Annotated in this window: 27 protein-coding genes; 10 read left to right on the top strand and 17 right to left on the bottom strand. The window is 70.9% G+C overall.

Annotated features, from left to right (window positions below; all coding sequences use genetic code 11):
• Positions 1-21: 21 nt before the first annotated feature.
• From acpS to folK, 4 genes are all read right to left on the bottom strand, one after another.
• Positions 22-432 carry a holo-ACP synthase gene (acpS, locus tag KSF81_RS14835; RefSeq protein ID WP_217379656.1) on the bottom strand — a complete coding sequence of 137 codons (411 nt, stop codon included), beginning with the start codon at positions 430-432 and terminating at the stop codon, positions 22-24.
• Complete coding sequence (locus KSF81_RS14830) at positions 429-2,795, bottom strand: bifunctional (p)ppGpp synthetase/guanosine-3',5'-bis(diphosphate) 3'-pyrophosphohydrolase (RefSeq protein ID WP_217379655.1); 2,367 nt, start codon at positions 2,793-2,795, stop codon at positions 429-431. Before KSF81_RS14830 ends, acpS begins: the two co-directional genes overlap by 4 nt.
• A complete protein-coding gene (rpoZ, locus tag KSF81_RS14825; RefSeq protein WP_217379654.1) occupies positions 2,743-3,144 on the bottom strand; it encodes a DNA-directed RNA polymerase subunit omega in 402 nt (133 codons plus the stop codon). Before rpoZ ends, KSF81_RS14830 begins: the two co-directional genes overlap by 53 nt.
• Before the next feature lie 134 nt (positions 3,145-3,278).
• Positions 3,279-3,875: a 2-amino-4-hydroxy-6-hydroxymethyldihydropteridine diphosphokinase gene (folK, locus tag KSF81_RS14820; protein WP_217379653.1), complete on the bottom strand. Its 597-nt coding sequence runs from the start codon at positions 3,873-3,875 to the stop codon at positions 3,279-3,281.
• Here folK and KSF81_RS14815 point away from each other — a divergent pair.
• Complete coding sequence (locus KSF81_RS14815) at positions 3,866-4,519, top strand: NYN domain-containing protein (protein WP_375293330.1); 654 nt, start codon at positions 3,866-3,868, stop codon at positions 4,517-4,519. The genes folK and KSF81_RS14815 overlap by 10 nt on opposite strands.
• A gap of 67 nt (positions 4,520-4,586) precedes the next feature.
• Positions 4,587-5,183, top strand: a complete 597-nt coding sequence (locus KSF81_RS14810; RefSeq protein WP_309139566.1) for a uracil-DNA glycosylase — start codon at positions 4,587-4,589, stop codon at positions 5,181-5,183.
• Here KSF81_RS14810 and KSF81_RS14805 read toward each other — a convergent pair.
• From KSF81_RS14805 to dapA, 3 genes are read right to left on the bottom strand one after another with little or no spacing between them, the layout of a single operon-like run.
• Positions 5,180-5,851: a sulfite oxidase-like oxidoreductase gene (locus KSF81_RS14805; protein ID WP_217379651.1), complete on the bottom strand. Its 672-nt coding sequence runs from the start codon at positions 5,849-5,851 to the stop codon at positions 5,180-5,182. The genes KSF81_RS14810 and KSF81_RS14805 overlap by 4 nt on opposite strands.
• Before the next feature lie 41 nt (positions 5,852-5,892).
• Positions 5,893-6,378, bottom strand: coding sequence for an SsrA-binding protein SmpB (gene smpB / locus KSF81_RS14800; RefSeq protein WP_217379650.1), 486 nt, complete (start codon positions 6,376-6,378; stop codon positions 5,893-5,895).
• Positions 6,379-6,382: 4 nt separating this feature from the next.
• Positions 6,383-7,261, bottom strand: a complete 879-nt coding sequence (dapA, locus tag KSF81_RS14795) for a 4-hydroxy-tetrahydrodipicolinate synthase (RefSeq protein ID WP_217379649.1) — start codon at positions 7,259-7,261, stop codon at positions 6,383-6,385.
• Positions 7,262-7,441: 180 nt separating this feature from the next.
• Here dapA and KSF81_RS14790 point away from each other — a divergent pair, with 180 nt between their 5' ends.
• The 5 genes from KSF81_RS14790 to KSF81_RS14770 all read left to right on the top strand — a co-directional run bounded on the left by KSF81_RS14790 (position 7,442) and on the right by KSF81_RS14770 (position 12,527).
• On the top strand, positions 7,442-9,466 hold the full coding sequence (locus tag KSF81_RS14790; protein WP_217379648.1) for a lytic transglycosylase domain-containing protein: 2,025 nt from the start codon (positions 7,442-7,444) through the stop codon (positions 9,464-9,466).
• 3 nt (positions 9,467-9,469) lie between these two features.
• Positions 9,470-10,273, top strand: coding sequence for an alpha/beta fold hydrolase (locus KSF81_RS32160; protein WP_217379647.1), 804 nt, complete (start codon positions 9,470-9,472; stop codon positions 10,271-10,273).
• Positions 10,274-10,322: 49 nt separating this feature from the next.
• Entirely contained in the window at positions 10,323-10,775 is a 453-nt protein-coding gene (locus KSF81_RS14780; RefSeq protein ID WP_217379646.1) for a phosphatidylglycerophosphatase A, read from the top strand.
• The gene (locus KSF81_RS14775) at positions 10,775-11,281 is read left to right on the top strand and encodes a CinA family protein (RefSeq protein WP_217379645.1); all 507 of its coding nucleotides are present in this window, start codon (positions 10,775-10,777) and stop codon (positions 11,279-11,281) included. Before KSF81_RS14780 ends, KSF81_RS14775 begins: the two co-directional genes overlap by 1 nt.
• Positions 11,282-11,414: 133 nt before the next feature.
• The gene (locus KSF81_RS14770) at positions 11,415-12,527 is read left to right on the top strand and encodes a DUF2252 family protein (protein WP_217379644.1); all 1,113 of its coding nucleotides are present in this window, start codon (positions 11,415-11,417) and stop codon (positions 12,525-12,527) included.
• A 29-nt stretch (positions 12,528-12,556) separates the two neighbouring features.
• On the opposite strand, the gene KSF81_RS14765 is transcribed toward KSF81_RS14770, so the two are convergent.
• The 3 genes from KSF81_RS14765 to KSF81_RS14755 form a co-directional block, all read right to left on the bottom strand.
• Entirely contained in the window at positions 12,557-14,161 is a 1,605-nt protein-coding gene (locus KSF81_RS14765; protein WP_217379643.1) for a lipopolysaccharide assembly protein LapB, read from the bottom strand.
• Between the two features lie 127 nt (positions 14,162-14,288).
• The gene (locus KSF81_RS14760) at positions 14,289-14,630 is read right to left on the bottom strand and encodes a YraN family protein (protein WP_309139565.1); all 342 of its coding nucleotides are present in this window, start codon (positions 14,628-14,630) and stop codon (positions 14,289-14,291) included.
• A gap of 53 nt (positions 14,631-14,683) precedes the next feature.
• Positions 14,684-15,751, bottom strand: coding sequence for a low specificity L-threonine aldolase (locus tag KSF81_RS14755; RefSeq protein ID WP_217379642.1), 1,068 nt, complete (start codon positions 15,749-15,751; stop codon positions 14,684-14,686).
• A gap of 237 nt (positions 15,752-15,988) precedes the next feature.
• Here KSF81_RS14755 and KSF81_RS14750 point away from each other — a divergent pair, with 237 nt between their 5' ends.
• The 3 genes from KSF81_RS14750 (at position 15,989) to KSF81_RS14740 (ending at position 17,575) form a co-directional block, all read left to right on the top strand.
• Positions 15,989-16,348, top strand: coding sequence for a hypothetical protein (locus KSF81_RS14750; protein WP_217379641.1), 360 nt, complete (start codon positions 15,989-15,991; stop codon positions 16,346-16,348).
• Between the two features lie 92 nt (positions 16,349-16,440).
• Complete coding sequence (locus KSF81_RS14745; RefSeq protein ID WP_217379640.1) at positions 16,441-17,004, top strand: DUF4337 family protein; 564 nt, start codon at positions 16,441-16,443, stop codon at positions 17,002-17,004.
• A gap of 22 nt (positions 17,005-17,026) precedes the next feature.
• Positions 17,027-17,575: an amino acid synthesis family protein gene (locus tag KSF81_RS14740; protein WP_217379639.1), complete on the top strand. Its 549-nt coding sequence runs from the start codon at positions 17,027-17,029 to the stop codon at positions 17,573-17,575.
• A gap of 18 nt (positions 17,576-17,593) precedes the next feature.
• Here KSF81_RS14740 and KSF81_RS14735 read toward each other — a convergent pair whose 3' ends face one another.
• The 7 genes from KSF81_RS14735 to KSF81_RS14705 all read right to left on the bottom strand — a co-directional run bounded on the left by KSF81_RS14735 (position 17,594) and on the right by KSF81_RS14705 (position 24,573).
• Complete coding sequence (locus tag KSF81_RS14735; RefSeq protein ID WP_217379638.1) at positions 17,594-18,235, bottom strand: glutathione S-transferase family protein; 642 nt, start codon at positions 18,233-18,235, stop codon at positions 17,594-17,596.
• Between the two features lie 12 nt (positions 18,236-18,247).
• Positions 18,248-18,724, bottom strand: coding sequence for a type II toxin-antitoxin system RatA family toxin (locus KSF81_RS14730; protein WP_217379637.1), 477 nt, complete (start codon positions 18,722-18,724; stop codon positions 18,248-18,250).
• A 4-nt stretch (positions 18,725-18,728) separates the two neighbouring features.
• Positions 18,729-19,721 (bottom strand): lipoyl synthase, encoded by a 993-nt coding sequence (lipA, locus tag KSF81_RS14725; RefSeq protein ID WP_217379636.1) that lies wholly within the window; start codon positions 19,719-19,721, stop codon positions 18,729-18,731.
• A 128-nt stretch (positions 19,722-19,849) separates the two neighbouring features.
• Positions 19,850-21,253 (bottom strand): dihydrolipoyl dehydrogenase, encoded by a 1,404-nt coding sequence (gene lpdA / locus KSF81_RS14720; RefSeq protein WP_217379635.1) that lies wholly within the window; start codon positions 21,251-21,253, stop codon positions 19,850-19,852.
• 3 nt (positions 21,254-21,256) lie between these two features.
• The gene (locus KSF81_RS14715; protein ID WP_309139564.1) at positions 21,257-21,754 is read right to left on the bottom strand and encodes a GNAT family N-acetyltransferase; all 498 of its coding nucleotides are present in this window, start codon (positions 21,752-21,754) and stop codon (positions 21,257-21,259) included.
• Positions 21,751-23,130 (bottom strand): pyruvate dehydrogenase complex dihydrolipoamide acetyltransferase, encoded by a 1,380-nt coding sequence (locus tag KSF81_RS14710; protein WP_217379634.1) that lies wholly within the window; start codon positions 23,128-23,130, stop codon positions 21,751-21,753. The genes KSF81_RS14715 and KSF81_RS14710 overlap by 4 nt, the downstream gene beginning before the upstream one ends.
• Before the next feature lie 12 nt (positions 23,131-23,142).
• Positions 23,143-24,573, bottom strand: coding sequence for a pyruvate dehydrogenase complex E1 component subunit beta (locus KSF81_RS14705; protein ID WP_217379633.1), 1,431 nt, complete (start codon positions 24,571-24,573; stop codon positions 23,143-23,145).
• Between the last annotated feature and the right edge of the window lies 1 nt (position 24,574).

The raw sequence follows: 24,574 nt of genomic DNA, 5'->3' as shown, positions 1-24,574 counted from the left end.
CGGAGACTAGGCTGGCCGGGGTCAGCCCACCAGCGGCACCGCGGAGATCACCACCACCGCGCTGGCATAGGGGTATTCATCCGTCATGGTGAGCGCCACCTGCGCCTGGTGCCCCGGCGGGGTGATGGCCGCCAGCCGCGCCGCGGCGCCGCCGGTGAGGTGCAGCGTCGGCTGGCCGCTGCGGAGATTGACCACGCCGAGGTCGCGGAAGAAGACGCCAGCGCGGAAGCCGGTGCCGAGCGCCTTGGATGCCGCCTCCTTCGCCGCGAAACGCTTGGCATAGGTGGCGGCGCGGATGCGTTCGGTGCGGCGCTCCGCCTTGGCGCGTTCCAGCGGCGTGAAGACGCGTTCCAGGAAGCGCTCGCCATGGCGTTCCAGGGTGCGTTCGATGCGGCGGATATCCACCGTGTCATTGCCGATGCCGAGGATCATCCGCGCGCCCGCTCCACCCGCAGGTTGTCCGCGGGCGCCCGCAGGCTGGCCATGATCCGCTCCAGGTGGCGGAGGTCGGTCACTTCCACATCCAGCGCCACCTCGCAGGAATCGGCATCGCGGCTGACCACGCGAAGGCCGGTGATGGTGCCGTCCTGCTGCGCCACCGCATCGGTGAGGCAGGCCAGCGCGGAGGGGCGGTTGCGGGTCTCGACGATGATGCGCCCGATGCGGCCGCCGGAAGCCGTCTCGTCCCATTCGATGTCGAGGAAACGCTCCGGCGTCTGCGAGAAATTCTCGAGCGTGTGGCAATCCGCAGCGTGGATGGTCACCCCCTTGCCGGTCGTGACGATGCCGATGATGCGCTCGCCGGGAAGCGGATGGCAGCAGCCGGCGAAGTGGTAGGGCATGCCGCTGACCAGCCCGGTGACCGGCAGCCCGGCATGCACCCCCGGGCGCAGCCCCGGCCGGTCGGATTTGGACAGCAGCGGCCCGGCGCCGATCCGCCCGCGCGGCCGCCCGAGCGCGATGGGATCGACCGCGCGCGGCGGAATGCGCAGTTCCGGCACCGCCGCATGCAGCACCTCCCGCGGCGAGAGCGAGCCGGCGCCAACCGCAGTATAGACCTCCTCGACGCCCGGCTGTTTCAGGGCCTTCAGCGCGCCTTCCAGCAGCTTCTCGGAGAAGTCCAGCCCCTCCTGGCGGAAGGCCTTGGCGATGGCGGCGCGGCCGCTTTCCTGGTGTTCCTGGCGCTGCCTGGCATGCACGAAGCGGCGGATGCGGGCACGCGCCTTGCCGGTGACGACGAAGCGTTCCCAGGCCGGGTTCGGCGTGCCGCCGCGCGCGGTGATGATCTCCACCTGGTCGCCATTCTCGAGCTGCGCCCGCAGCGGCACGATCTTGCCGTTGACCTTGGCGCCGACGCAGGTATCGCCGACCTGGCTGTGCACCTCATAGGCGAAGTCGATCGGCGTGGCGCCGCGCGGCAGCTCGATCAGGTCGCCCTTGGGCGAGAAGCAGAAGACCAGGTCGCGGTGCAGTTCGAGCTTGGTGTGGTCGAGGAAGTCCTGCGGCCCCTCTGCATTCTCCAGGATGTCGAGCAGCGCCCGCACCCAGGGGTAACGCTTGCGGGCCTTGCCGGCGGCGGCTTCCGCCTCGGTGCCCTGCTTGTAGATCCAATGCGCGGCGACGCCGTATTCCGCCACCTCGTGCATCTCGCGGGTGCGGATCTGCACCTCGATCTTGGCGTTGCGCCGCTCCGGCACCGTCACGCCGGTATGCAGGCTCTGGTAGCCGTTCGATTTCGGCGTGCTGATATAGTCCTTGAAACGGCCGGGAACCACGCGATAGGCGTCGTGCACCGCACCGAGCGCCGCGTAGCACTGCGCCCGTCCCTCGACGATGACGCGGAAGGCCATGACGTCGGAGAGCGCCTCGAAGCCCACATTCTTCTTCTGCATCTTGCGCCAGATGGAATAGGGCGACTTCTCCCGCCCCACCACATCCAGCGCCGTCACCTCGTGCGAGGCCAGCACGCGCTTCAGATCCCGCTCGATCTCACGGATCAGGTCGGCACCCTGGCCGCGCAGGAAGGTCAGGCGCGCGGCGATGGTCTGCCGCGCCTCCGGATGCAGTTCCTGGAAGGCCAGCGTCTCCAACTCGGTCTTCAGCGCATCCATGCCGATGCGTTCGGCGAGCGGGGTGAAGATCTCCAGCGTCTCGCGCGCCGTCTTGCGCCGCCGCTCCGGCTGCGGCACGAAATGCAGGGTGCGCATGTTGTGCAGCCGGTCGGCGAGCTTCACCAGCAGGACGCGGATGTCCTCGCTCATCGCCAGGACCAGCTTGCGGAGGTTCTCCGCCTGCTTGGTGCGCTCGCTCTGCAACTCGATGCGCGTCAGCTTGGTGACGCCATCCACCAGCCGGGCCACCTCGGACCCGAAGAGCCGCTCGATCTCCTTCAGCCCGACCGCAGTATCCTCCGCGACATCGTGCAGCAGCGCGGTGGCGATGGTGGCGCCATCCAGCCGGTAATCGGCCAGGATGCCGGCGACGGCGAGCGGGTGGGTGATATAGGGCTCGCCGTTCTCCCGCGTCTGGTTCGCGTGCGCCTCGGCGGCGAGCCTGCCGGCACGTTCCAGCCAAGCGATATCGGTGCGGGGATCATAGGCGGCGACGCGGTGGGCCAGCGCCAGGGCCTCGTCCAGGCCGGGCGGCGCGGTGGCCGCGGGGACCGCCGATGCCGGCCCTTCAGGCGCGCGCGCCGCCGGGGCGTCGAGGGGCCCGGTGGCGCGCGTGGTCAAGGGCTGCGACTCAGCGGCGGCCGCCGCCGCCCAGCTCGGCTGCGATCGCGGCCTCGATATCATCGGGTGACATGTCCTCGAGGCCCTGGCCCTCGACGGGCAGATCCTCGTTCACATCCATGACGCCGAAGATGTTCTCGTCGGTGGCGATGAGGTCGAGCACCTCCTCCTCCGCCGGCTCGGGCTCGGGCGCCCGCTGCAGGGACTTGATGAGATCCGCCTCGACCGAACCGAGGTCGATGGTCTGGTCGGCGATCTCGCGCAGCGCCACGACGGGGTTCTTGTCGTTGTCGCGGTCGAGGGTCAATTCCTCGCCACGGCCGATATTGCGGGCCCGCTGGGCGGCGAGCAGCACCAACTCGAACCGGTTGGGGATCTGGATGATGCAGTCTTCAACGGTAACGCGCGCCATGACGGCCTCGTGACGGTTCGGGCGTGCCGGTCCGGACGGGCCGGCAGCACAGCAGATGGCTGGTGAACCTTTCAGATAGCCACCAGGGGCAGCTTGTGCAAGCGCCTTGCCACGGCGCAGCACATGGCATCGGCCTATTCGCCGATCGGCCGCGGCAGGTCCACCTCCGGCAGCGCCGCCAGCAGCGCCTCAACGCTCCGGCCCAGCACCGGATGCCGCCAGCCTGGCGCGACATCGGCCAGCGGCTGCAGCACGAAGCGACGGAGATGCGCCCGCGGATGCGGCAGGACCGGGTCCGGCCCCGGCCGCACCATCCCGCCGCAATCGATCAGGTCGAGGTCGAGGCTGCGCGGCGCATTGGGAAAGGGCCGTTCCCGCCCCGCCCGCTGCTCCAGCGCCTGCAGCGCGCCGAGCAGCGCGGCCGGGTCCGGCAGCTTGCCGCCGGCGGGAACCTCCAGCCGAGCCACTCCGTTTACGTAACAGGGTGCACCGGGGAGTGGCGGGACCGGAATCGTGCTATACCATTGCGAAATGGCCACCAGGCGCAATCCCATCAGGCCATCCAGCACCACGGTGGCGCGACGGCAGGTTTCCAGGGGTGAGGCGCCATCGGGAGCCGGCAAATTCGCGCCGAGCGCGATGAGGATGATGTTTTTTCGCTTACGACTCGGCAATTTTCCCCTATTGTCCTTTCGGATCAGTTTCGAACCGCATTTTGAGAGTGACGCCATTGCCTGCTGACCGGCCTGAACGCATCGCCATCTTCATTGACGGCGCCAACCTCTACGCCGCCTCCCGCACCCTGGGCTTCGACGTGGACTACAAGAACCTGCTCGGGCATTTCCGGGAGCGCGCCTATCTGGTCCGCGCCTACTACTATACGGCCCTGCTGGAGACCGATGAATATTCGCCGTTGCGGCCGCTGGTGGATTGGCTCGGCTACAACGGCTATTCGGTGGTGACCAAGCCGGCCAAGGAGTTCACCGATGCCACCGGGCGGCGGCGGGTGAAGGGCAGCGTCGATATCGAAATGGCGGTGGATGTGCTCGACCTCGCCCCGCATCTCGACCATGTCGTGCTGTTCTCCGGCGATGGCGACCTCCGGCGGCTGGTGGAATCCGTGCAACGGCGCGGCGTGCGCGTGACGGTGATCTCCACCATCCGCAGCCAGCCGGCGATGATCGCCGACGAATTGCGCCGGCAGGCGGATGCCTTCCTCGACCTCGCCGACCTCGCCGACCACATCACCCGGCGCCAGGTGGAGCAGCGGCCCCGCGCCTCCCAGGGCGCCGGCCGCGGCGCCGGCCCCTCCCATGGCGCGATCCGGGCAACCCCGGCCGAGCCCTTCCGGGAGGCGCAGGATCTTCCCGAATAGGGCCGCCGCATGACCGAGGCGGAAGCCCCCCCAGCCCGGCCGGGACTGCCCGCTCTGCCCGCGCCTGGTGGCGCTGCGGCAGGCGAACCGCGCCGCCTTCCCGGACTGGCACAATGCCCCGGTGCCTTCCTGGGGGCCGCCCGATGCGCCGATCCTGGTGCTCGGCATGGCGCCGGGGCAGCGCGGCGCCAACCGCACCGGCCGGCCCTTCACCGGCGACCATGCAGGAAAGCTGCTCTATGCCACCCTGCTGAAATTCGGCCTGGCCCGCGGCACCTATGCGGAGCGGCCGGATGACGGGATGGAGCTGACCGGCTGCCGCGTCTCCAACGCGGTGCGCTGCGTGCCTCCCGCCAACCTGCCGGTGCCGGCGGAGATCAAGACCTGCAACCAGTTCCTGCGGGGCGAACTGATCGCCATGCCACGCCTGCGCCTGGTATTGGCGCTCGGCGTGCTGGCGCATGCGGCGCTGCTGCGCGCCGCCGGCCTGCCCGCCAGCCACCGCCGCTTCACGCATGGCGCGGTGCATGCGCTGCCGGACGGGTTGCTGCTGGCCGACAGCTATCATGTCAGCCGCTACAACACCTCGACGCGCCGCCTGACACCGGAAATGTTCGAGGCGGTGGTGGCCGAGGCGGTACGGCGCGTCGGCGCCCCGGCCTAGCCGTAGCGCTCCTCCGCCCAGGGATCGCCGTTGTTGTGGTAGCCGCGGACCTCCCAGAAGCCGGGGCGGTCGGCGCCCAGCAATTCGATCCGCGTCACCCATTTCGGGCTCTTCCAGAAATAGAGCCGCGGGATCACCACCCGCACCGGCCCGCCATGCTGGCGGGTCAGCGGCAGGCCCTCCCAGCTATGCGCCAGCAGCACCTCCTCGCGGGCGAATTCCTCCATCGGCACATTGGTGGTGTAGCCGTCATAGCTGGTGAAGCCGACGAAGCGCGCCGCCTGCCGGGGCCGTGCCAGGGCCAGCAGATCCACCGCGCGCACCCCTTGCCAGCGGTTGTCGTAGCGGCTCCATTGGGTGACGCAGTGGATGTCGCCCACCGCTTCGGTCTGCGGCAGCGCCATGAAGGCCTCCCAGTCGAGCCGGAGCGGCGCCTCCACCTGGCCTTCCAGCCGCAGCCGCCATTTCTCCCGGGAGACATCGGGTTGCACGCCGAGGTCGAGCACCGGCCAGTCCCGCACCAGGGTCTGGCCGGGCGGCAGGCGATCGCGCGCGGGGTCCAGCCTGGTGCCGGTCAGCAGCCGACCCTTCCGGGCCCAGTCCTGCTTGGCCTCGATCAGCTTGTCCTTCAGCCGCCCGGTCAGGGGCACCGCATCCTCGTCGCCCATGCGCATTTCCTCTCCGGCCCAGGTGCCAGCGGCGCAGGCCCCTACCCCCGGTCCCGCATCAGCCGCGCCTTGTCGCGCTGCCAGTCGCGCGCCGCGATCGCCGCCCGCTTGTCGTGCTTCTTCCGTCCCTCGGCCAGGCCGAGCAGCACCTTGGCGCGGCCGCGGTCGTTGAAGTGGATCTGCAGCGGCACCAGCGTGGTGCCGTCCCGCGCGACGGTGCCGGTGAGCTCCCGCACCTGCTTCCGGTGCAGCAGCAGCTTGCGCGGCCGCAGCGGCTCGAATTTCGCGACCGTGCTGCCGGCCTGCCATTCCGGGATATGCGCGTTGAACAGCCACAACTCGCCGTTCCGCTCGCCGGCCCAGGCCTCGCTCAGGCTGGCGCGGCCGGCGCGGAGCGACTTGACCTCGGGCCCCACCAGCATCAGCCCGGCCTCAATGGTGTCGCCGATCGTGTAGTCGTAGCGGGCCCGGCGGTTCTGCGCCGCGATGCCGTGCGAGATGAGCGTCTTCTTCTTTTTCTCTGCCATGATCTCAGTTCAGGAGGCCGGACGAGACCATCGCGTCCCGCACCCGCGCCTTGGTCGCATCGCTGGCGGGCGCCAGCGGCAGGCGGCAATGCTCGGTGCCCTTGCCGAGCAGAGAGGCGGCGTATTTCACCGGGCCGGGGGAGGTTTCGGCGAAGAGCGCGTCATGCAGCGGCAGCAGCCGGTCCTGGATCTCCATGGCCTCGGCCAGCCGGCCGCCGCGCCAGGCCCGCTGCATATCGGCGCAGAGCCGCGGCGCCACATTGGCCGTCACGCTGATGCAGCCATGCCCGCCCGCGGCATTGAAGGCGAGCGCGGTATGGTCCTCGCCCGACAATTGCGAGAAATCCTCGCCACAGGCACGGCGCGTGTGCAGAGGCCGCGCCAGGTTGGCGGTCGCGTCCTTCACGCCGACGATGTTCGGGTGCTTCGCCAGCCGCGCCATGGTCTCGACGCTCATGTCGATCACGCTGCGGGGCGGGATGTTGTAGATGATGACAGGCAGGTCCACCGCATCGGCGATGGCCTTGAAATGCAGGTACATCCCCTCCTGCGTCGGCTTGTTGTAATAGGGCGTCACCACCAGGCAGGCATCGGCACCCGCCTTGCGGGCATGGCGGGTGAAGTCGATCGCCTCGGCGGTGCTGTTGCTGCCGGTGCCGGCGATGACGGGCACCCGGCCGCGCGCCGCTTCGACGCACATCTCCACCACGCGCTTGTGCTCGGCATGCGTCAGCGTCGGGCTCTCGCCGGTGGTGCCGACCGGGACCAGCCCCTCGGTACCCTCGCCGATCTGCCACTCGACCAGGTCCTGGAATGCTTTCTCGTCCATGGACCCGTCGGCACGCATCGGCGTGATCAGCGCGACCATCGATCCCTTGAACATTGCCTGCGTTCCTCCGGCACCTGGATTGGCTGGCCCGGCGGGACGGATCTGCGCGGAAGGGCGCGGCATGCCAGCGGCCAGGGACCGCCAAGCTAGTGGCCGGAAGGGCCAGCGGCAAGGGTTGCGACAGCCTGAGCGCGGAACGGGACAGGCGGGGGCGGCATCGGCTACAACTCCCGGATGCGCCGCCGCTCCCTGTTCCGCCTTCCCCTGGCCATACTGCCGCCCCTTGGCCTGCTGGCCCCGGCCGCGCGGGCCCAGCCGCGCGCCTCGATGCCGGCCATCCCGACCACCGGGCAGCAGGCTGCCGGGCGCCAAGCCGTCGCCCTGGCCAATGCCGGGCGCTGGCCGGAGGCCATGGCCGTCGCTGAAGGCGCCGATCCGCTGATCTGCAAGCTGGTCGCCTGGATGCGCCTGCAATCCCGCGGCAGCGGCGCGACCGCGGCCGAAATCCTGGCCTTCGCCCTCGCCAATCCGGACTGGCCGGGCCAGATCGCCCTGACCCGCCGGGCCGAGGAGGCCCTGGCCACGGAGCCGGATGACGCCCTCGCCCTGGAATGGTTCGCCGCCCGCGCGCCCCGCTCCTTGGAGGGCTATCAGCGCCTGGCCGATGCCCTCGCGCGCGCCGGCCGCGACGCCAATGCCGCCACCGTCCTCCGCACCGGCTGGGCCGAGGCCCCTGCCGACGCCATTGCCGAGCCCGGCTTCCTGGAACGCAACCAGGCGTTGCTGACGCCGGAGGCGCATTGGCACCGCTTCGACCGGCTCGCTTTCGCGCGGGAGAATGCCGCGGCCGGCCGGGTGCTGGGCTTCCTCGACCCGGCCCGACAGGGCATCGCGGCGGCGCGGCTCGACTACGCCTCTGATCGGGCGGATGCGGATACCCCGGCCCGCGCCGCCGCCGCGCCGGGCGATCCCGGCCTCACCCTGGAACGCGCCCGCTGGCTGCGCCGGCGCGAACAGGATGCCGAAGCCGCCGCCGCCTGGGCCGCGCTCCGGGCGCCCCTGCCGCCGGAGGCGATCCGTAGGATCTGGGCCGAGCGCCAGATCCTGTCGCGCAAGCTGCTCCACCTGGGTGACGCCCGCACCGCCTATGCCCTGGCCGCCGGGCACGGCATCGCAGAGCCCGGCGAGCCGCGGCAGGAGGCCGAGTTCCTGGCCGGCTTCATCGCCCTGCGGCGGCTGGAGGACCCGGCCGCGGCGGAGCGGCATTTCCTGCGCCTGGCCGAGGGCAGCCGCAGCGTCATCACCCGCGCCCGCAGCCTCTACTGGCAGGGACGTGCCGCGGCGGCCCAAGGCGCCGAGGCCCGAGCGCGCGAGCGTTTCGCCGCCGCTGCCGCCTTTCCCCTCGCCTTCTATGGCCAGCTTGCCGCGCTGGCACTGGGCGAGGACGGCGCCGCGCTCTCCGCTCGCATCGCCCGCACGCCGCCGCCCGAAACCAGCGCCGCCGAGGCCCGGGCCCTGGCGAATACCGAACTGGCCCGCATGGTGCCGGCGCTGGACGCGATCGGCGAGGGCCGTCGCGCCCGGCAATTCCTGCTGCGGCTGGAGGAACTGGCGGAAGGGCCGGAGGAGAAGGCGCTGGTGGCCCGGCTCGCCGCCCGCAGCAGCCGGCCGGACCATGCGGTCTGGGTGGTGCGTCGCGCCGGCGCCGCCGGGCTGATGCTACTGCAGGAGGGCTGGCCCACCCCCTATGGGCAATCGCCGCTCGGCGCCGCCGCGCAGCCGGAGCCCGCGCTGATCCATGCCGTGACCCGGCAGGAAAGCAATTTCGACCCCGAGGCGGTCTCCTCCTCCAATGCCCGCGGATTGATGCAACTGCTGCCGGCCACCGCGCAATCGGTGGCGAAGCGGCTCGGGCTGCGGCACCAGACCGCCATGCTGACCAGCGACCCCGGCCACAACATGCGCCTCGGCGCCGGCTATCTGGAGCAGATGCTCGCGCGCTTCAGCGATGCGCTGCCGCTGGCCGTTGCCGCCTATAATGCCGGGCCGGGACGGGTGGAGGAATGGCTCGGCACCTATGGCGACCCGCGCGACGGCTCCATCGCCATGCTGGACTGGATGGAGATGATTCCCTTCGGCGAGACGCGCAATTACGTCCAGCGGGTGATCGAGAACATGGCCATCTACCGCGCCCGCGACGCCGAGGCGGCGGGGCGGGAACACCCGATGACCCGCTGGCTGCGCCCCCTGCCCGGCTGAACCATGCAACCCCGACAGCGCCGCTTCAGCGCCCGGGACGGGCTGGTCCTTGCCGCGCTCGACTGGGCGGGGCCGCCCGGCGGGGAGGGCCGCACGCCGCTGCTCTGCCTGCCCGGCATCGCCCGCACCGCGCTCGACTTCACCGGCGTCGCGCTGCGCCACCGCCACCATCGCCGGGTGGTGGCGCTGGACTATGCCGGGCACGGCGAGAGTGGCCGCGCCGCCGACCCCGCCCGCTACCGCACCGAGACGACGCTGCGCGACCTGCTGGATGCCATGGCGGCGCTGCACCTGCACCGGGTGGCACTGCTCGGCACCAGCTTCGGCGGGATGCTCGGCATGGCGCTCGGTGTGCTGCGGCCGGGCTGCCTGGCGGGGCTGGCGCTGAACGACACCGGGCCGCGGCTGGAGCCGGGGGGGGGCTCGAACTCGTGCGCGAATTCATCGGGCGCGACCCTGCCTTCGGCAGTATCGAGGAGGCCATTGCCTTCCTCCGCCGCACCCTGCCCTCGCTCGGCATCCCGGAGCCCGGCTGGCGGGCGGTGGCCGAGACCACCTATGCGCGCGGCGCGGATGGGCGCTGGCATCCCCGCTGGGACACCCGCATCATCCAGGGCATGGCGCCACCCGCCGCCGAACCTGCCGAATCCTGGCCCCTGTTCGGCGCGCTGGAGGCGGTGCCGCTGCTGCTGTTCTGGGGCCAGGAGAGCGCCCTGCTCTCGGCCGCGACGGTGGCCCGGATGCGCGCGGCGCGGCCGGACATGGCGGTGGTCCCGCTGCCCGGCATCGGCCATGCGCCGACACTGATGGAGCCGGCCTCGCTGCTCGCGCTCGACCGCTTCCTGGCGGCGCTGCCATGACTCTGGCGCGGGCGGTGGCGACGCTTGGCGGCATCGGGCTGATCCGGCCGGCGCCCGGCACCTGGGCCTCGGCCATGGTGCTGCCGGCGGCCTGGCTCGGACCGGCGGCCTGCCTCGGCCTCTCGGTGCTGCTGCTGCTGGCGGGGCTCTGGGCGGTGGCCTCCCTGGCGCGGGAGGGTGCAGCGCATGATCCCGGCTGGATCGTCATCGACGAGGGCGCAGGGCAATTGCTGGCGCTCAGCCTGGTGCCGGCCGGCGCACCCTGGCTCTGGGTGGTGGCAGGTTTCGCCCTGTTCCGCTTCTTCGATATCCTGAAGCTCGGCCCGGTGGGCTGGGCGGACCGGCGCAAGGGCACCGCCTGGGTGATGCTGGACGACCTGCTCGCCGGCGCCATGGCCGCCGCCGCCCTGCTGCTGCTGCGCCTGCTCTGGCCCGGAGGCACCCTCTGATGCTGCCGCAATCGACCCTCGATGCCGCCCGCGACCTGCTGGCCCGACTGGAAGCGCGCGGCCTGACGCTCACCACTGCGGAAAGCTGCACCGGCGGGCTGATCGCCGCGGCGCTCACCGCCATCCCCGGCTCCTCCGCCGTGGTGACGCGCGGCTATGTCACCTATTCCAACGAGGCGAAGCAGGAGATGCTCGGCGTGCCGGCGGAGGTGCTGGCGCATCTCGGCGCGGTGAGCGAGGCGGTGGCGCGCGCCATGGCGGAGGGCGCGCTGCGGGCCAGCGGTGCCGATCTCGCGCTGAGCTGCACCGGCATCGCCGGACCGGGCGGCGCGACGCCGGGCAAGCCGGTCGGGCTCGTCTTCATCGGCGCGGCCCGGCGCGGTGCCGAGCCGCATGTGCTCCGCCGTGTCTTCCCCGGCGACCGCGCGGCGGTGCGCGCGGCGACGGTAGCGGAGGCGCTGGCGCTGGCCCGCGACGCGATCGGGCCGCGGCACAAGGAGTCTTGATCTGCCGGGTCCGAGCCCGGCCCCGCCCCGGAAGCGGCGGTGATAGAATCGCCCCTCCCGCTGGAGGCCAGGGCGGCCATCGCTGGCGCCGCCAATTCCTGCCCGGGGACGGACATCCGGTCCGGGAGGGATCATGAGCGGCATTGTCGCGTCCACCCAGGCCTATGAGACCTGGCTCCGCGGGCAGCTTGGCGACGAGACCTCCTCGCCCGACCTGGCGCGCAAGCGCGCGAAGATGGCGAAGAATGCCTTCACCTTCCTCCGCGCAACCTATTGGCGCTGGGCCGAGACGGTCGGGACAGCCTGCCCGGCGGCACTCGGTGGCACGCCGGTGCTGGCCGTGGGGGACGTGCACCTGGAGAATTTCGGCACCTGGCGCGATGCCGAAGGACGTCTCGTCTGGGGCGTGAACGATTATGACGAAGCCGCCGTGATGCCATGGCCGCTCGACCTGCTGCGTCTGGCGACGAGCGCCCTGCTCGTGCCGAAGCGGCAGGCCGGCGCCTCGGTCGCCCGGGACGACGCGGTGGCCCTCATGGCCGGCTATGCCGAGGGCATCAGCGACCCCCGGCCCATCGTGCTGGACCACGATTTCGCCTGGCTGCGGTCCCAGGTCGCCATGGTGGAGGACGAGGAGCGCAGCGAGTTTTGGGCGAAGATGAGTCCGCCGGCGGGGCCTTTCGGCACGCCGCCGCCACGCATCCTGGCGGCATTGGCCGAGGCCCTGCCGCGAGACGCGGTGCCCGGCAGACCCTGGCCGCGCGTGGCGGGCGCCGGCAGCCTTGGCCGGCCGCGCTGGGTGGTCAAGGCGCTCTGGCAGGGCGGGCCCATCCTGCGCGAGGCGAAGGCCGTCCTGCCCTCGGCCTGGGCTCCTGCCGGTGCCCAGGGGCCGTCCGTCAGCCGGCTGGCGGAGGCGGCGCGCGGCCCCTATCGCGCGCCCGATCCGCATCTCCTGGTGCGTGACGCGGTGGCCGTGCGCCGCCTCTCGCCGAACAACCGCAAGATCGAGGCGAAGAAGGCCGGCGTGCTGGTCGCGCCCGAAATGCTGCATGCGATGGGCCGCGACCTCGCGGCCGTGCATGCGGGAACGGCGGGCGCGCAGGGTGCCATCCTGCAGGAAATCCGGGCCGGCGCGCCCTTCGATGCGGCCGGCGGCTGGTTGGCCAGAAACGCCCAGACCATGGCGGGCTTCGTGGCGCGGGATCAAGGCGATGTGCCGGGAGACTGGGCAGCACCAGATAGCTGATGCTGCTCCGCCCCTGGATCCGCCGCCCCTCAGTTCCGGTCCAGCCAGTTCCGTGCGGCGGTGAGGTCCGCCCGCGGCATCTCGGCCTTTGCCGCGATCTCCAGCAGGTTCGCATAGTAGCGGCGCGCCGCCTCCCGGTCGCCGGCGAGTTCGGCGCTGCGGCCGGCGCCGTAGACGGCCCGGAAGCGCCGCGGCTCGGTCTGCTGCACCGCCTCGAATTCGCGCTGCGCCTCGGCAGGGCGGTCCATGAGCAGCAGCATCTCCGCCACCTGCTCCCGCGCCGGGGCGAGCGGGCCCGGAGTGACGGGGTGCTTCTCGGTGCGGCCCTCGCGCTCCGCCGCCTCGCGCAGCAGGGTGAGGCCCTGGTCGCGCTCGCCGCGGGCGAAGGCGACCCAGCCCTCGGCGGCGATCCGCTGGATCTCGACCTGTTCCTGCCAATAGGCATCGCGGCCCTGCAAAGCCGCGGCCGCCGCGCGCAGCGCCTCGATATCGGCCGCCGCCGCATCCGGCCGGCCGGCGCGCGCGGCGCCCATGGCGCGGGCGAAATGCGTGATCGCGTCAACCTGGAGCGCGTTGAACAGCCGGGTATCAAGTGCCGCCGCCTCCTCCCAGGCACCGCGCTCCAGCACGTAGCGCGCCTGCATCGCGGCCAGCCCATAAGCGGCGGGGATGGGCGCGGGAGGCGACCAATTGGCGAAGCGCGCGAGATCGTCGAGCACGCGCCTGGCCGCTCCGGGCTGGCCGGTCTGGAGATAGGCGTAGACGAGGTAGTCGAGCGCGTGGATCTCGTCGCGGAACTCTTCCCTCGCGCGTGCCGTCGCGGCGGAGCGGCTGTTCGCCTCGATCGATTCCTCCCAGCGGCCTACCCGGGTGTAGATATGTGAGGGCATGTGGAGGGCATGCGGCGCATCGGCCGCAATGCGCGAATACCGCTCGGCGGCAGGCAGGCCGCGCTCGGCCAGGGCGGGAAGGTCGTAGGCGTGGATGAGGTAGTGCGCCACGCCGGGATGCTGCGGCTGCCGCTCGAACTCCCTCTCCAGGATCGCCGCGGCGCGGAGCTGGCGGGCGTAGGTCTTGTCGGCGGGCGAGGCCGCGACGGCGAGCGCCAGGGCGGTATAGATGGCCACCTCCGGGTCGTCCGGGAAGCGGGCATGCAGCCGCTCCATCGCCTCAGCATACTGTACGCGCCGGGCCGGGTGGCCGGCGGGATCGTCGCCGGCGTGAAGCAGCGAGAGTGCCTCGATGAAGCCGGCCTCGCGCTCGGTCTTCGGGCCGATGCGCCTAGCCTCCTCCAGGAAGGCGCGGGCCTGGCGCAGCAGCGGCATGCCCGGCACGATGAAGGGATTGTCCTGCACCGCGAGCGCCCGCCCCCAGAGGGCCATGGCGCAACCCGGGTCCCGCTCCAGCACCTGGCGGAAGACCTCGTCGGCCGCCTGGTACCAGAAGGAATGCTGCAGCTTCATTCCCTCGTCGAAGGCGGCCTGGGCCTCGGGCGTGCAGCTTACGGGAAAATGCACCTCCCCGAGCACCGGCCCGTGGCCGGCATGGTCATGTTGCTGCTGCGCGCCCGTTGGCATCGGCACGAGGGAGAGGCCCGCCGCCAGGGCGAGCCCGGTCAGGACAGGATGGGTCATCGTCTCGGCCTCCCGGCGCCCGCCGGCTCTCGTGGCCGGCTGGGCACCAGGGGCAGCATGCGCCCACCAGGCCGCGGGACGGCATGCTGCCCATCATGCCTCGCCGAGTCGTGAAAGGGGTCGGCGCTCAGCCATCCCCAAGCCGGAACGCATCGGCGATCCGCCGCACCGCACCACCCGCCGCCACCAGCAGCACATCGAAGCGAATCCCCGCCGCCCCATGCCCGGGATTCTCCGCGAGCCAGCATTCGGCCGCGGCGAGCAGCCGCACCCGCTGCCGCTGGCCAAGTGCGAAGGCTGCCTCCGCTAGGCTCGGCCGCGCCTTGACCTCAATGAAGGCCAGCAGCCCTTCCCGCTCCGCCACCAGGTCGAGTTCGCCGGCCGGGGTGCGGGCGCGGCGGGCGAGTACCGTCCAACCCTCCCGCACCAGCGCCGCGGCGGCCGCATCCTCGCCACCGCGGCCCGCCACCTCCGCCCGCGCGCCGCGCAGCCGGCGCCGGGTGGTGGCGGGGGGCGGCGTGCTCAGGCGGCGGCCAGGGTGGCGCGGATGGCGGCCACCGCCTCCTCCACCATCGGCGCGCTCACATCGAGGTGCAGGCAGGCGCGCACCCGGCCGCCGAGGCCGCTTATCATGATGCCTTGCATCCGCAGCCGCTCCTGCAGCCGCGCCACGTCCAGGCCGGTGCCGCGGATATCGAAGAAGACCAGGTTGGTCTCCGGTTCCTCCACCACCACGCCCGGGATCTGCCTCAGCCCGCGGGCCAGGGCCTTGGCATTGGCGTGGTCCTCCGCCAGCCGGTCCACATGGTGGTCCAAGGCGTAAAGGCAGGCGGCGGCGCAGATCCCGGCCTGGCGCATGGAGCCGCCCAGCCGCTGCTTCCAGCGCCAGGCTTGGCCGATGAATTCCGAGGATCCCGCCAGCACCGCGCCGAGCGGCGCACCCAGCCCCTTGGTGAAGTCGAGCCAGACGCTGTCATAACCCGCCACCATCTCGGCGGGAGGGATCGCGGCGGCGACGCAGGCATTCATCAGCCGGGCGCCGTCCATATGCGTGCCCCAGCCCTGGCCATGGGCGATCTCCGCCACCGCGTTGAGCTGCGCCAGCGGCCAGACCGCGCCGCCGCCGATATTGGCGGTCTGCTCCACCTCCAGCAGCCGTTGCGGCGGGGTGTAGCGGGTGCGCGGGCGGATGGCGGCGCGGAGGTCCTCGGCCGTGAACATGCCCTTGGCGCCTTTGAGCGGCATGATCTGCACGCCGGTGAAGGCGGCATGCGCGCCGCCCTCGCTGTGCAGGATATGGCTGGTCTCATGCGCCACCACCTCATCGCCGCTGCGGCAATGCGTCAGGATGGCCACCACGTTGCACATGGTGCCGGACGGCAGGAACACCGCCGCCTCCTTGCCGAGCAGCGCCGCCATGCGGTCGCAGAGCGCATGCACGGTGGGATCGTCGCCATGCTGCTCGTCGCCGACCTCGGCCCGCATCATCGCCTCCTTCATGGCGGCGGTCGGGCGGGTCTGGGTATCGGAATAGAGGTTGATGCGCACCGGGGGCGCGTTCTCCGGCGGGCGGGCGGGGGCGTGGACCATGCGTGACGACACCTTGAATGGCTGGGCTGCGAGCGGAGCCGAGCCTGCCAGGGAAGCGGCGGCGGGACCAGACCGGCGCCGCCAATCTCATCCGCGTGACCTCCCTTACAAAGCCTGCGGGGCGCCTGGAAGGGGCTGGCCCGGCTCCCCACACTGCCGGCCGCCGGCGATTTCCCCTGCCGCGCATCGCGGCCGACCGCCGGCTTCCGGAAGCAGCACAGTTCGGGAGGAAAGTTAGTGAGCAAGATCGTATCCACCCTGCCGGGCTTTCGGCCCGGCCAGGCGGCGCAGCCCGTCAGCGGCTCATCCGGCTCCGACGTCGCCCTGGCCGAGCAGTTCTTCGTGACCCAGCGGCAGGTCTCCGACGTGACCTTGATGCTGGCCGAGGAGCTGGTCGGCTTCGGGACCAGGCGGTGGCAGGCGCAGATCTCCCTGATGGAGGGGCTCCGGCGCTGCTCCGACCTGCAGGAGGCGATGGAATTGCAGATGCGCTTCATCGCCGAGACCAGCACCGCCTATGCCGACGAGGCGGAGCAGGTGCTGAGATCGGTGCGCGCCAGGGCCATGGCCGAAGGCCCGGCCCGCCAGGCGGCCTGACCGGCAAGCGGCGCACCCCCGCGAGCATCGGGGGTGCGAATCGCGGCGCGCTCTGGCATCTCTCCCTGGGATTGCAGCATCGGGGGAGAGGAATGGCCGGGCATGCCCATCTGGACCACAATGGCGACAAGCGCATCGCGCTGCTGATCGCCATCCTGGCGCTGTTCCTGGCCCTGGCCGAGACGGGCGCGAAAAGCGCCCAGACCGAGGCGATCTCCCGCAATATCGAGGCCGCCAATCTCTGGGCCTTCTTCCAGGCCCGCAGCATCCGCCAGACCACCGTCCGCACCGCCGCCGAGGAAGCGGACCTGGCCCGCCAGGCCGCCACCGACGCCACGCTCCGCACCGCCATCGAGCAGCAGCAGCAGGCCTGGCGGGCGACCGCCCAGCGCTGGGAGAGCGAGCCCGAGACCGGCGAGGGCCGCCGCGAATTATCGGCCCGCGCCCGCGCCGCGGAGGCGAAGCGGGACCTGTCCTTCGCGGCCTATCACCACTACGAATACGGCTCCGCCGCCTTCCAGGTAGCGATCGTGCTGGCCTCCGCCTCCATCGTCACGGCGGTGCCGGCGCTGGCGGCGGGCGCGGTAGTGGTGGGGCTTGGCGGGCTGGTGCTGACCGGCCTCGGCTTCTTCGCGCCGGAAGCCGTGCATTTCTGATCGCCTGCCAAGGGAGGGGACCATGCTTTCCATCCGCAAGATCGTGACGCTGCGCGAGCAGGTGCTGGGGGAAATGGGCCAGGCGGCCGCCACGCCGGTGCAGCGCGCCGTGGCGCTGGCGGTGATCGCCAATCCCTTCGCCGGGCGGCGGGAGGCGGATCTTTCGCCGCTCTTCGGGCTTGGCGCCGAACTCGGGGAACGGCTGATGCCGGAGCTGGTCCGGCTGCTGGGCGGCCGGCCCGCCGTGTCCTATGGCAAGGGCGCCATCGTCGGCGTCGCGGGCGAGATGGAGCATGGCGGTGCCTGCATCCACCCCATGCTCGGCCGGCCGATGCGGGCGGCGATCGGCGGCGGGCAGGCGGTGATCCCCTCCAATGTGAAACTCGCGGCGGCGGGGGCGATGCTCGACCTGCCGCTCGGCCACAAGGACGATCCCTGGTCCTTCGCGCATTTCGATACGATCACCGTGATGGTGGCGGATGCGCCGCGGCCGGAGGAGATCGTGGTGGTGCTGGGCATCGCCGATGGCGGCCGGCTCGACAACCGCTGCGGCAGCAGCCCGGCGCGGTAGCTGGCCGCCCGGCCCAGGTCAGGGCGCCGGCGGGTCGGCGAAATGCCGGCGCCAGGCTGGCCCGCTGGCCGGCCGCGCCGCCACTGCCCGGGCCAGGGCCTCGATCCGCGGGCAATGGGCGGGCATCCAGGCCTCGCCACCCATCCAGCGGGACAGGACCGCGAGGTAGGGGTCGGCCACCGAGAAGCGCGCGCCCAGCAGGAAGGGCGATGGCGCGGCGCTTTCCTCGATGATCCGCCAGATCTCCTGTCCCATCTCCACCGCGCGGGTGCGGATGGCGGGGGCATGGGCGGGATCGGCGCTGAAGCGCTCCGGGTAGTCCGCACGGGTGACGCAGGGATAGATCTCGCCGGCGGCCAGGGCCATCCAGCGCAGCGCTACCGCCCGGGAGGGGTCGCCGGCCGGCGGCAGCAGCCCCGCCTCCGGGTGCCGGTCGCAGAGCGCGAGCAGGATGGCCAGGGATTCCGTCACCACCGTGCCATCCGGCAGCAGCAGCACCGGCACCCGGCCCATCGGGTTGAGCCGGCGGTGCTCCGCGGCCAGTTGCGCATCGCGATCGAGCGGCACCGGTCGAAGCTCCACCGCGGCGCCGATCTCCGCCAGGACCATCTCGACCGCGGCGGAGCCGGAGCGGCGGTCCCCATGGAGGACATATCCCATGCCGCCAGCCTTTCAGGCCGAGGTCGCGGAAGGGGCCGAGGCCTGGGCCGGCGCCGCCGGGCGGCCGTAGAGCTGCATTGCCCGGCGCTCGAAGGCACGGACCATCAGCCGCACCGCCTCATTGAAGACGGTGCCGATCACCGCCTGGAGCAGGCGGGAGCGGAACTCGAAATCCACGAAGAAATTGACCTCGGTGCCCTGGGCATGCGGGGTGAAGCGCCAGTGGTTGTTGAGGTAGCGAAAGGGACCGTTCAGGTAGCGCACATGCACATGCTGCGGCCGCTCCAGCGTCACCTGGCTGCGGAAGGTCTCCCGGAACATCTTGAAGCCGATGGTGAGATCCGCGACCAGTTCCGTTTCGGTATGCGAGACAACCCGGGCGGCGACGCACCAGGGCAGGAATTCGGGATAGCGGCGGACATCGGCCACCATGTCGAAAAGCTGTTCCGGCGTGTAGCGCAGGATGCGCTTCTCGGCATGGGTTGGCATCAGGCTAGGCCGAACGCGGCCCGGGGGCCGCCAGTTGCGTGACTGCCAGTTGCGTCTCCCGCGCCGCCCTGAGCGCGGCGAAGTCGCGGTCGGCATGATAGGAGCTGCGCGTCAGCGGGGTCGCCGAGACCAGCAGGAAGCCCTTGCCGCGGGCCATCCGGGCGTAATCCTCGAACTCCGCCGGTTCCACGAAACGGTCCACTGCAGCGTGCTTCACCGTGGGTTGCAGGTATTGGCCGATGGTCAGGAAATCCACCTCGGCGCAGCGCAGGTCGTCCATCACCTGCAATACCTCGATCCGCTGCTCGCCGAGCCCTACCATCAGGCCGGATTTGGTGAAGATGGAAGGGTCGAGCGCCTTCACCCGGTCCAGCAGCCGGAGCGAATGGTAGTAGCGGGCGCCAGGCCGGATCGCGGGGTAGAGTTTCGGCACCGTCTCCAGGTTGTGGTTGAAGACGTCCGGCCGGGCCTCCACCACCACCTCCAGCGCACCGTCCTTGCGCAGGAAGTCGGGGGTCAGCACCTCGATCGTGGTCTCGGGCGCGGTGGCGCGCAGTGCCCGGATGGTGGCGGCGAAATGCGCCGCGCCGCCATCCGCCAGGTCGTCCCGGTCCACGCTGGTGACGACCACATGGCGGAGGCCGAGCTTGGCCACCGCCTCGGCCACGCGGCGCGGCTCATCGGCATCGAGCGCCCCGGGCAGGCCGGTCGCCACGTTGCAGAAGCTGCAGGCCCGGGTGCAGGTATCGCCCATGATCATCATGGTGGCGTGGCGCTGCGACCAGCACTCGCCGATATTCGGGCACGCGGCCTCCTCGCAGACCGTGACCAGGCGGTTGTCGCGCATCAGTGCCCGGGTCTCGTGGTAGACCGGGTGGGTCGGCGCCTTGACGCGGATCCAGGCGGGTTTCCGTTGGATCGGGTTGTCCGGCCGGTGGGCCTTTTCCGGATGGCGGGGCGTAGCGGCCCGGTGATCCACCAGGATGCGGGTGGTCATGCTGCGAATCCTGTCTCGCGGCCGCCAGGGCCTTTTCCCTTCGCATTGGCTCACGGAAAAGGCCCTGGCTGTTTGTTTCAACGAGCAAATTACGCCATTCGCGTGATTCCACGCGAAGGGCGTTTGCTCTAGATGTGGATCACTCGGCCATAGGCATCAAGCACCGCCTCATGCATAGCCTCGGAGATGGTGGGGTGCGGGAAGACGGTGTGCATGAGTTCCACCTCCGTCGTCTCCATGGTGCGGGCGATGGTATAGCCCTGGATCATCTCGGTCACTTCCGGCCCGGCCATATGGGCCCCCAGAAGCTCGCCCGTCTTCGCATCGAAGACAGTCTTCACCATTCCCTCCGGCTCGCCCATGGCGATGGCCTTGCCATTGCCGATGAAGGGAAAGCGGCCGACCCGGACCTCGTGCCCGGCCTCCTTGGCCGCCGCCTCGGTCAGGCCGACGCTGGCCACCTGCGGCCGGCAATAGGTGCAGCCCGGGATATTGCCGGCATCGAGCGGATGCACGCCCTCCACCCCGGCGATCTTCTCGACGCAGATCACCCCCTCATGGCTGGCCTTGTGCGCCAGCCAGGGCGGGCCGACCAGGTCGCCGATGGCATAGACCCCGGGCTCCCCGGTGCGGCACCACTCGTCGATCAGGACATGGGTGCGATCCACCTTCACGCCCGTGCCCTCCAGGCCGATATCCTCGACATTGCCGACGATGCCGACCGCGGAGATCACCCGGTCCGCCACGATCTCCTGCACCTTGCCATTCGCCTCGACCACGGCGGTGACCTCGTCGGCGCCCTTCCGCAGCCCCTGCACCCTGGCGCCGACCAGGATCTTCATCCCCTGCTTCTCGAAGGATTTGCGGACGAAGGCGCCGATCTCCGCATCCTCCACCGGCAGGATGCGGTCCAGCACCTCGATCAGCGTCACCTCGGCGCCCATGTTGAGGTAGAAGCTGGCGAATTCCGCGCCGATGGCGCCGGAGCCGATGACGATCAGGCGCTTCGGCATGGCGGGCGGCACCATCGCCTCGCGGTAGGTCCAGATCAGCTTGCCATCCGGCTCGATCCCCGGCAGCACCCGGGCGCGGGCGCCGGTGGCCAGGATAATGTGCTTCGCGGCCAGTTCCGCCACCGGCTTGCCGTCCTTGGCGACGGAAACCTTGCCCTTGCCGGCCAGCTTTCCGTGCCCGTCAAACACCGTGACCTTGTTCTTCCGCAGCAGGTGCTTCACGCCGCCCGAGAGCTGCCCGGCGATGGCGCGGGAGCGCTTCACCACCTTGGCAATATCGAAGCGGATATTGTCGGCGGCAAAGCCATAGGCATCCAGCGTGTGCAGCAGGTGGTTGATCTCGCTGGAACGGAGCAGCGCCTTGGTCGGGATGCAGCCCCAGTTCAGGCAGATGCCGCCGAGATGCTCACGCTCCACCACCGCGGTCTTCATGCCGAGCTGCGCGGCGCGGATCGCCGCCACATAGCCGCCGGGGCCGCCGCCCAGCACGATCAGGTCGAATTGCTGTTCGTCGGCCATGGCTCACCTCCCCTGGGCGGCGGCCAACGCATTGAGCGCAGGCCCGGTCAGTTGTTGCAGCGTCCAACCCTCGCGTGGCCTTGCGCCGAGCGAGCGGTAGAAGGCGATGGAGGGCGCATTCCAGTCGAGCACGGACCACTCCATCCGACCGCATCCCGCAGCCACCGCGCGCCGCGCCAGTTCGGCGAAGATCGCCCGGCCTATGCCCCTGCCGCGCCGGGCCGGCTCCACGAAGACATCTTCCAGATACAGCGTGGGCCGCGCGGCAAAGGTGCTCACGCCAAAATACCAAAGCGCGAAGCCGATGGGCGCCGCATCCCATTCCGCGATCAGGGCCTCGGCGCGCCGCGGCGTGCCAAAGAGCAGGCGGCCGAAATCGGCCTCCGTCCCGACCACGAGATGGCCCAGCCTCTCGTATTCGGCCAGCGTGGCCACGAAGTGGACCACCAGCGGCAGGTCCTCCGCCACCGCATCGCGCAGCGTCAATCCGGCCGCTGTCACAGCATCAGGCTCAGCGGATCCTCGATCACGCCCTTCAGCGCCTGCATGAACTCGGCCGCGAGCGCGCCATCGATGACGCGGTGATCGACCGAGAGGGTGCAGGTCATCACCGTGGCGATGGCCAGGGCGCCCGCCTTCACCACCGGCCGCGGCTCGCCCGCCGCCACCGCCAGGATGCCGGCCTGGGGCGGGTTGATGATGGCCGAGAATTCCCGCACGCCATACATCCCCATATTGGAGATGCTGAAGCCGCCGCCCTGGAATTCCTCGGGCTTCAGCTTGTTGGCCTTGGCCCGCGCCGCCAGGTCCTTCATCTCGTTGCTGATCGTCGAAAGCCCCTTCTGGTCGGCCTTGCGGATGATCGGCGTGATGAGGCCGGTCGGCGTTGCGACGGCGATCGACACATCGACATCGTTGAACTGGAGGATCGCCTCCTCGGTCCACATCGCATTGACCGCAGGGAAGCGCCGAAGCGTCGCGGCCGCCGCCTTGATGACCAGGTCATTGACCGAGAGCCTGAAGGCGCCCGGACCCTCCTTCGGCGACTTGGCATTGAGGTCCGCCCGCAGCTTCAGGGCCGCATCCAGCTCGAAATCCATCGAGACGTAGAAATGCGGGATGGTCTGCTTGGATTCCGAAAGGCGCCGGGCGATGACCTTGCGGATGGTGCTGTTCGGCACCGCAGTATGCGGCGCGGCAACCACCGGCGCCGGTGCCTTCGGTGCGGCGGCGGGCGCGGCCGCCGGCTGGGCAGCAGGCGCCGCCGCGGGCTGCGCCACCGGACCCTTGGCCAGCGCCGCCTCGATATCCGATTTCACGATCCGCCCGGCCGGCCCGCTGCCCCGCAGCCGCGCCAGGTCGAGCCCCGCCTGCTGCGCCATGCGCCGCGCCAGCGGCGAGACGAAGATGCGGTCGCCCCCGGCATGGCCATCCCCCTTGGGCGGCAGGGGCTGCGGGTTCAGCGATTCCTTCTCGCCCGGCTTCGGCATCGCCACCGGCTGCTCCGCCGCGCCGGCCACCTTGCCACCGGAAGCCGCCACGGCCTCCATCGCCGGGGCCTGGCTGGCCGATTGCGCCGGCTCGGTCTTGCCATTGCCGGAACCGGGGCCCGGGGCCGCATCCGGCACCGCCTCGCCCGCTTCCACCAGCACCGCGATCGGGTCGTTCACCTTCACGCCCTGGGTGCCATCGGCCACCAGGATGCGGCCGAGCACGCCCTCGTCCACGGCCTCCACTTCCATGGTGGCCTTGTCGGTCTCGATCTCGGCGATGATGTCGCCGGCCTTGACCTGCTCGCCTTCCTTCTTCAGCCAGCGCGCCAGCGTGCCCTCCGTCATGGTGGGCGAGAGCGCCGGCATCAGGATGTTGGTCGCCATGCTCCCCTCCCCCTACTTGTAGGTCACGCGCTTGACGGCATCGACGATCTGGGCCGGCGATGGCAGCGCCAGCTTCTCCAGATTGGCGGCATAGGGCATCGGCACATCGAGCCCGGCCACCCGCACCGGCGGTGCATCCAGGTAGTCGAAGGCGGATTCGATCACCCCCATGGCCACCTCGGCGCCGATGCCGGCAAAGGGCCAGCCCTCCTCCACCGTCACCAGCCGGTTGGTCTTGCGGACGGAGGCGGCGATGGTCTCGGTATCCAGCGGGCGGATGCTGCGCAGGTTGATGACCTCCGCCTCGATCCCCTGCTTCGCCAGTTCCTCGGCCGCCTGCATCGCCCAGGTCACGGCGATGGAGAAGGCGGTGATGGTGACATCATTGCCCGCGCGCTCGATCTTGGCGCGGCCGATCGGCAGCACGAAATCCTCCGCCACCGGGCATTCGAAGCTGTGGCCGTAGAGGATCTCGTTCTCGAGGAAGATCACCGGATTGGGGTCGCGGATCGCCGCCCGCAGCAAACCCTTCGCGTCTGCCGAGGACCAGGGCGCCAGCACCTTCAGCCCCGGCACATGGGCATACCAGCTCGCGTAGCACTGGCTGTGCTGCGCCGCCACGCGCGCCGCGGCGCCGTTCGGGCCGCGGAAGACGATCGGGCAGCCAAGCTGGCCGCCGGACATGTAGAGCGTCTTGGCGGCGCTGTTCACGATCTGGTCGATCGCCTGCATGGAGAAGTTGAAGGTCATGAACTCGACGATCGGCTTCAGCCCGGTGAAGCCGGCGCCCACCGCCATGCCGGTGAAGCCGTGCTCGGTGATCGGCGTGTCGATCACTCGCCTCGGGCCGAACTCGTCCAGCAGCCCCTGGGAGATCTTGTAGGCGCCCTGATATTGCGCCACCTCCTCGCCAAGCAGGAAAACCTTGTCGTCGGCGCGCATCTCCGCCGCCATGGCGTCGCGCAGCGCCTCCCGCACCGTGATCGGCTTGGTCGGGCCCCAGTCCTTCTCGGGCGCGGCCTGCGCCTCGCCGGCCTTGGCCGCGCCTTCCCGGCGCTCCGTGCCGCGCGCGGCCACCGCGGCATGGTCCTCGGCCTGCTTTGCTACCTGACCGGTCTGGCCGGGTGCCGCGGCGGCGGGCGGGGCCGGCTGCTGCGGCATGTTGGTGTCGTGGCCCGGCGCCTTCGGCGTCACCGCCTCGCCGCCGCCATTCAGCTCGGCGATCGGGCTGTTCACCGCCACGCCTTCGGTGCCTTCGGGCACCAGGATGCGGGTCAGCTTGCCTTCATCGACCGCCTCGACCTCCATGGTGGCCTTGTCGGTCTCGATCTCGGCGATGACGTCGCCGGCCTTCACCTCGTCGCCCTCCTGCTTCAGCCAGCGGGCGAGCTTGCCCTCCGTCATGGTGGGGGAGAGGGCCGGCATCAGGATCTGGACACCCATG

Source organism: Siccirubricoccus sp. G192, assembly GCF_019084075.1.
Classification (GTDB): Bacteria; Pseudomonadota; Alphaproteobacteria; order Acetobacterales; family Acetobacteraceae; genus G192.
The sequence above is the reverse complement of the archived record's forward strand: the minus strand, read 5'-3'. Positions and strand labels throughout refer to the sequence as shown.

What these genes read in the sequence shown, in the direction of transcription:
- KSF81_RS32160 (WP_217379647.1), top strand. Translation starts at nt 9,470, where the DNA reads ATGCAACCCCGACAGCGCCGCTTCAGCGCCCGGGACGGGCTGGTCCTT.
- KSF81_RS14770 (WP_217379644.1), top strand. Translation starts at nt 11,415, where the DNA reads ATGAGCGGCATTGTCGCGTCCACCCAGGCCTATGAGACCTGGCTCCGC.
- KSF81_RS14740 (WP_217379639.1), top strand. Translation starts at nt 17,027, where the DNA reads ATGCTTTCCATCCGCAAGATCGTGACGCTGCGCGAGCAGGTGCTGGGG.
- KSF81_RS14735 (WP_217379638.1), bottom strand. Translation starts at nt 18,235, where the DNA reads ATGGGATATGTCCTCCATGGGGACCGCCGCTCCGGCTCCGCCGCGGTC.
- KSF81_RS14805 (WP_217379651.1), bottom strand. Translation starts at nt 5,851, where the DNA reads ATGGGCGACGAGGATGCGGTGCCCCTGACCGGGCGGCTGAAGGACAAG.
- smpB (WP_217379650.1), bottom strand. Translation starts at nt 6,378, where the DNA reads ATGGCAGAGAAAAAGAAGAAGACGCTCATCTCGCACGGCATCGCGGCG.
- KSF81_RS14765 (WP_217379643.1), bottom strand. Translation starts at nt 14,161, where the DNA reads ATGACCCATCCTGTCCTGACCGGGCTCGCCCTGGCGGCGGGCCTCTCC.
- KSF81_RS14780 (WP_217379646.1), top strand. Translation starts at nt 10,323, where the DNA reads ATGACTCTGGCGCGGGCGGTGGCGACGCTTGGCGGCATCGGGCTGATC.
- KSF81_RS14775 (WP_217379645.1), top strand. Translation starts at nt 10,775, where the DNA reads ATGCTGCCGCAATCGACCCTCGATGCCGCCCGCGACCTGCTGGCCCGA.
- KSF81_RS14745 (WP_217379640.1), top strand. Translation starts at nt 16,441, where the DNA reads ATGGCCGGGCATGCCCATCTGGACCACAATGGCGACAAGCGCATCGCG.
- rpoZ (WP_217379654.1), bottom strand. Translation starts at nt 3,144, where the DNA reads ATGGCGCGCGTTACCGTTGAAGACTGCATCATCCAGATCCCCAACCGG.
- dapA (WP_217379649.1), bottom strand. Translation starts at nt 7,261, where the DNA reads ATGTTCAAGGGATCGATGGTCGCGCTGATCACGCCGATGCGTGCCGAC.
- acpS (WP_217379656.1), bottom strand. Translation starts at nt 432, where the DNA reads ATGATCCTCGGCATCGGCAATGACACGGTGGATATCCGCCGCATCGAA.
- folK (WP_217379653.1), bottom strand. Translation starts at nt 3,875, where the DNA reads ATGGCGTCACTCTCAAAATGCGGTTCGAAACTGATCCGAAAGGACAAT.
- lipA (WP_217379636.1), bottom strand. Translation starts at nt 19,721, where the DNA reads ATGACCACCCGCATCCTGGTGGATCACCGGGCCGCTACGCCCCGCCAT.
- KSF81_RS14710 (WP_217379634.1), bottom strand. Translation starts at nt 23,130, where the DNA reads ATGGCGACCAACATCCTGATGCCGGCGCTCTCGCCCACCATGACGGAG.
- KSF81_RS14730 (WP_217379637.1), bottom strand. Translation starts at nt 18,724, where the DNA reads ATGCCAACCCATGCCGAGAAGCGCATCCTGCGCTACACGCCGGAACAG.
- KSF81_RS14790 (WP_217379648.1), top strand. Translation starts at nt 7,442, where the DNA reads ATGCGCCGCCGCTCCCTGTTCCGCCTTCCCCTGGCCATACTGCCGCCC.
- lpdA (WP_217379635.1), bottom strand. Translation starts at nt 21,253, where the DNA reads ATGGCCGACGAACAGCAATTCGACCTGATCGTGCTGGGCGGCGGCCCC.
- KSF81_RS14830 (WP_217379655.1), bottom strand. Translation starts at nt 2,795, where the DNA reads ATGATATCGAGGCCGCGATCGCAGCCGAGCTGGGCGGCGGCGGCCGCC.
- KSF81_RS14755 (WP_217379642.1), bottom strand. Translation starts at nt 15,751, where the DNA reads ATGGTCCACGCCCCCGCCCGCCCGCCGGAGAACGCGCCCCCGGTGCGC.
- KSF81_RS14705 (WP_217379633.1), bottom strand. Translation starts at nt 24,573, where the DNA reads ATGGGTGTCCAGATCCTGATGCCGGCCCTCTCCCCCACCATGACGGAG.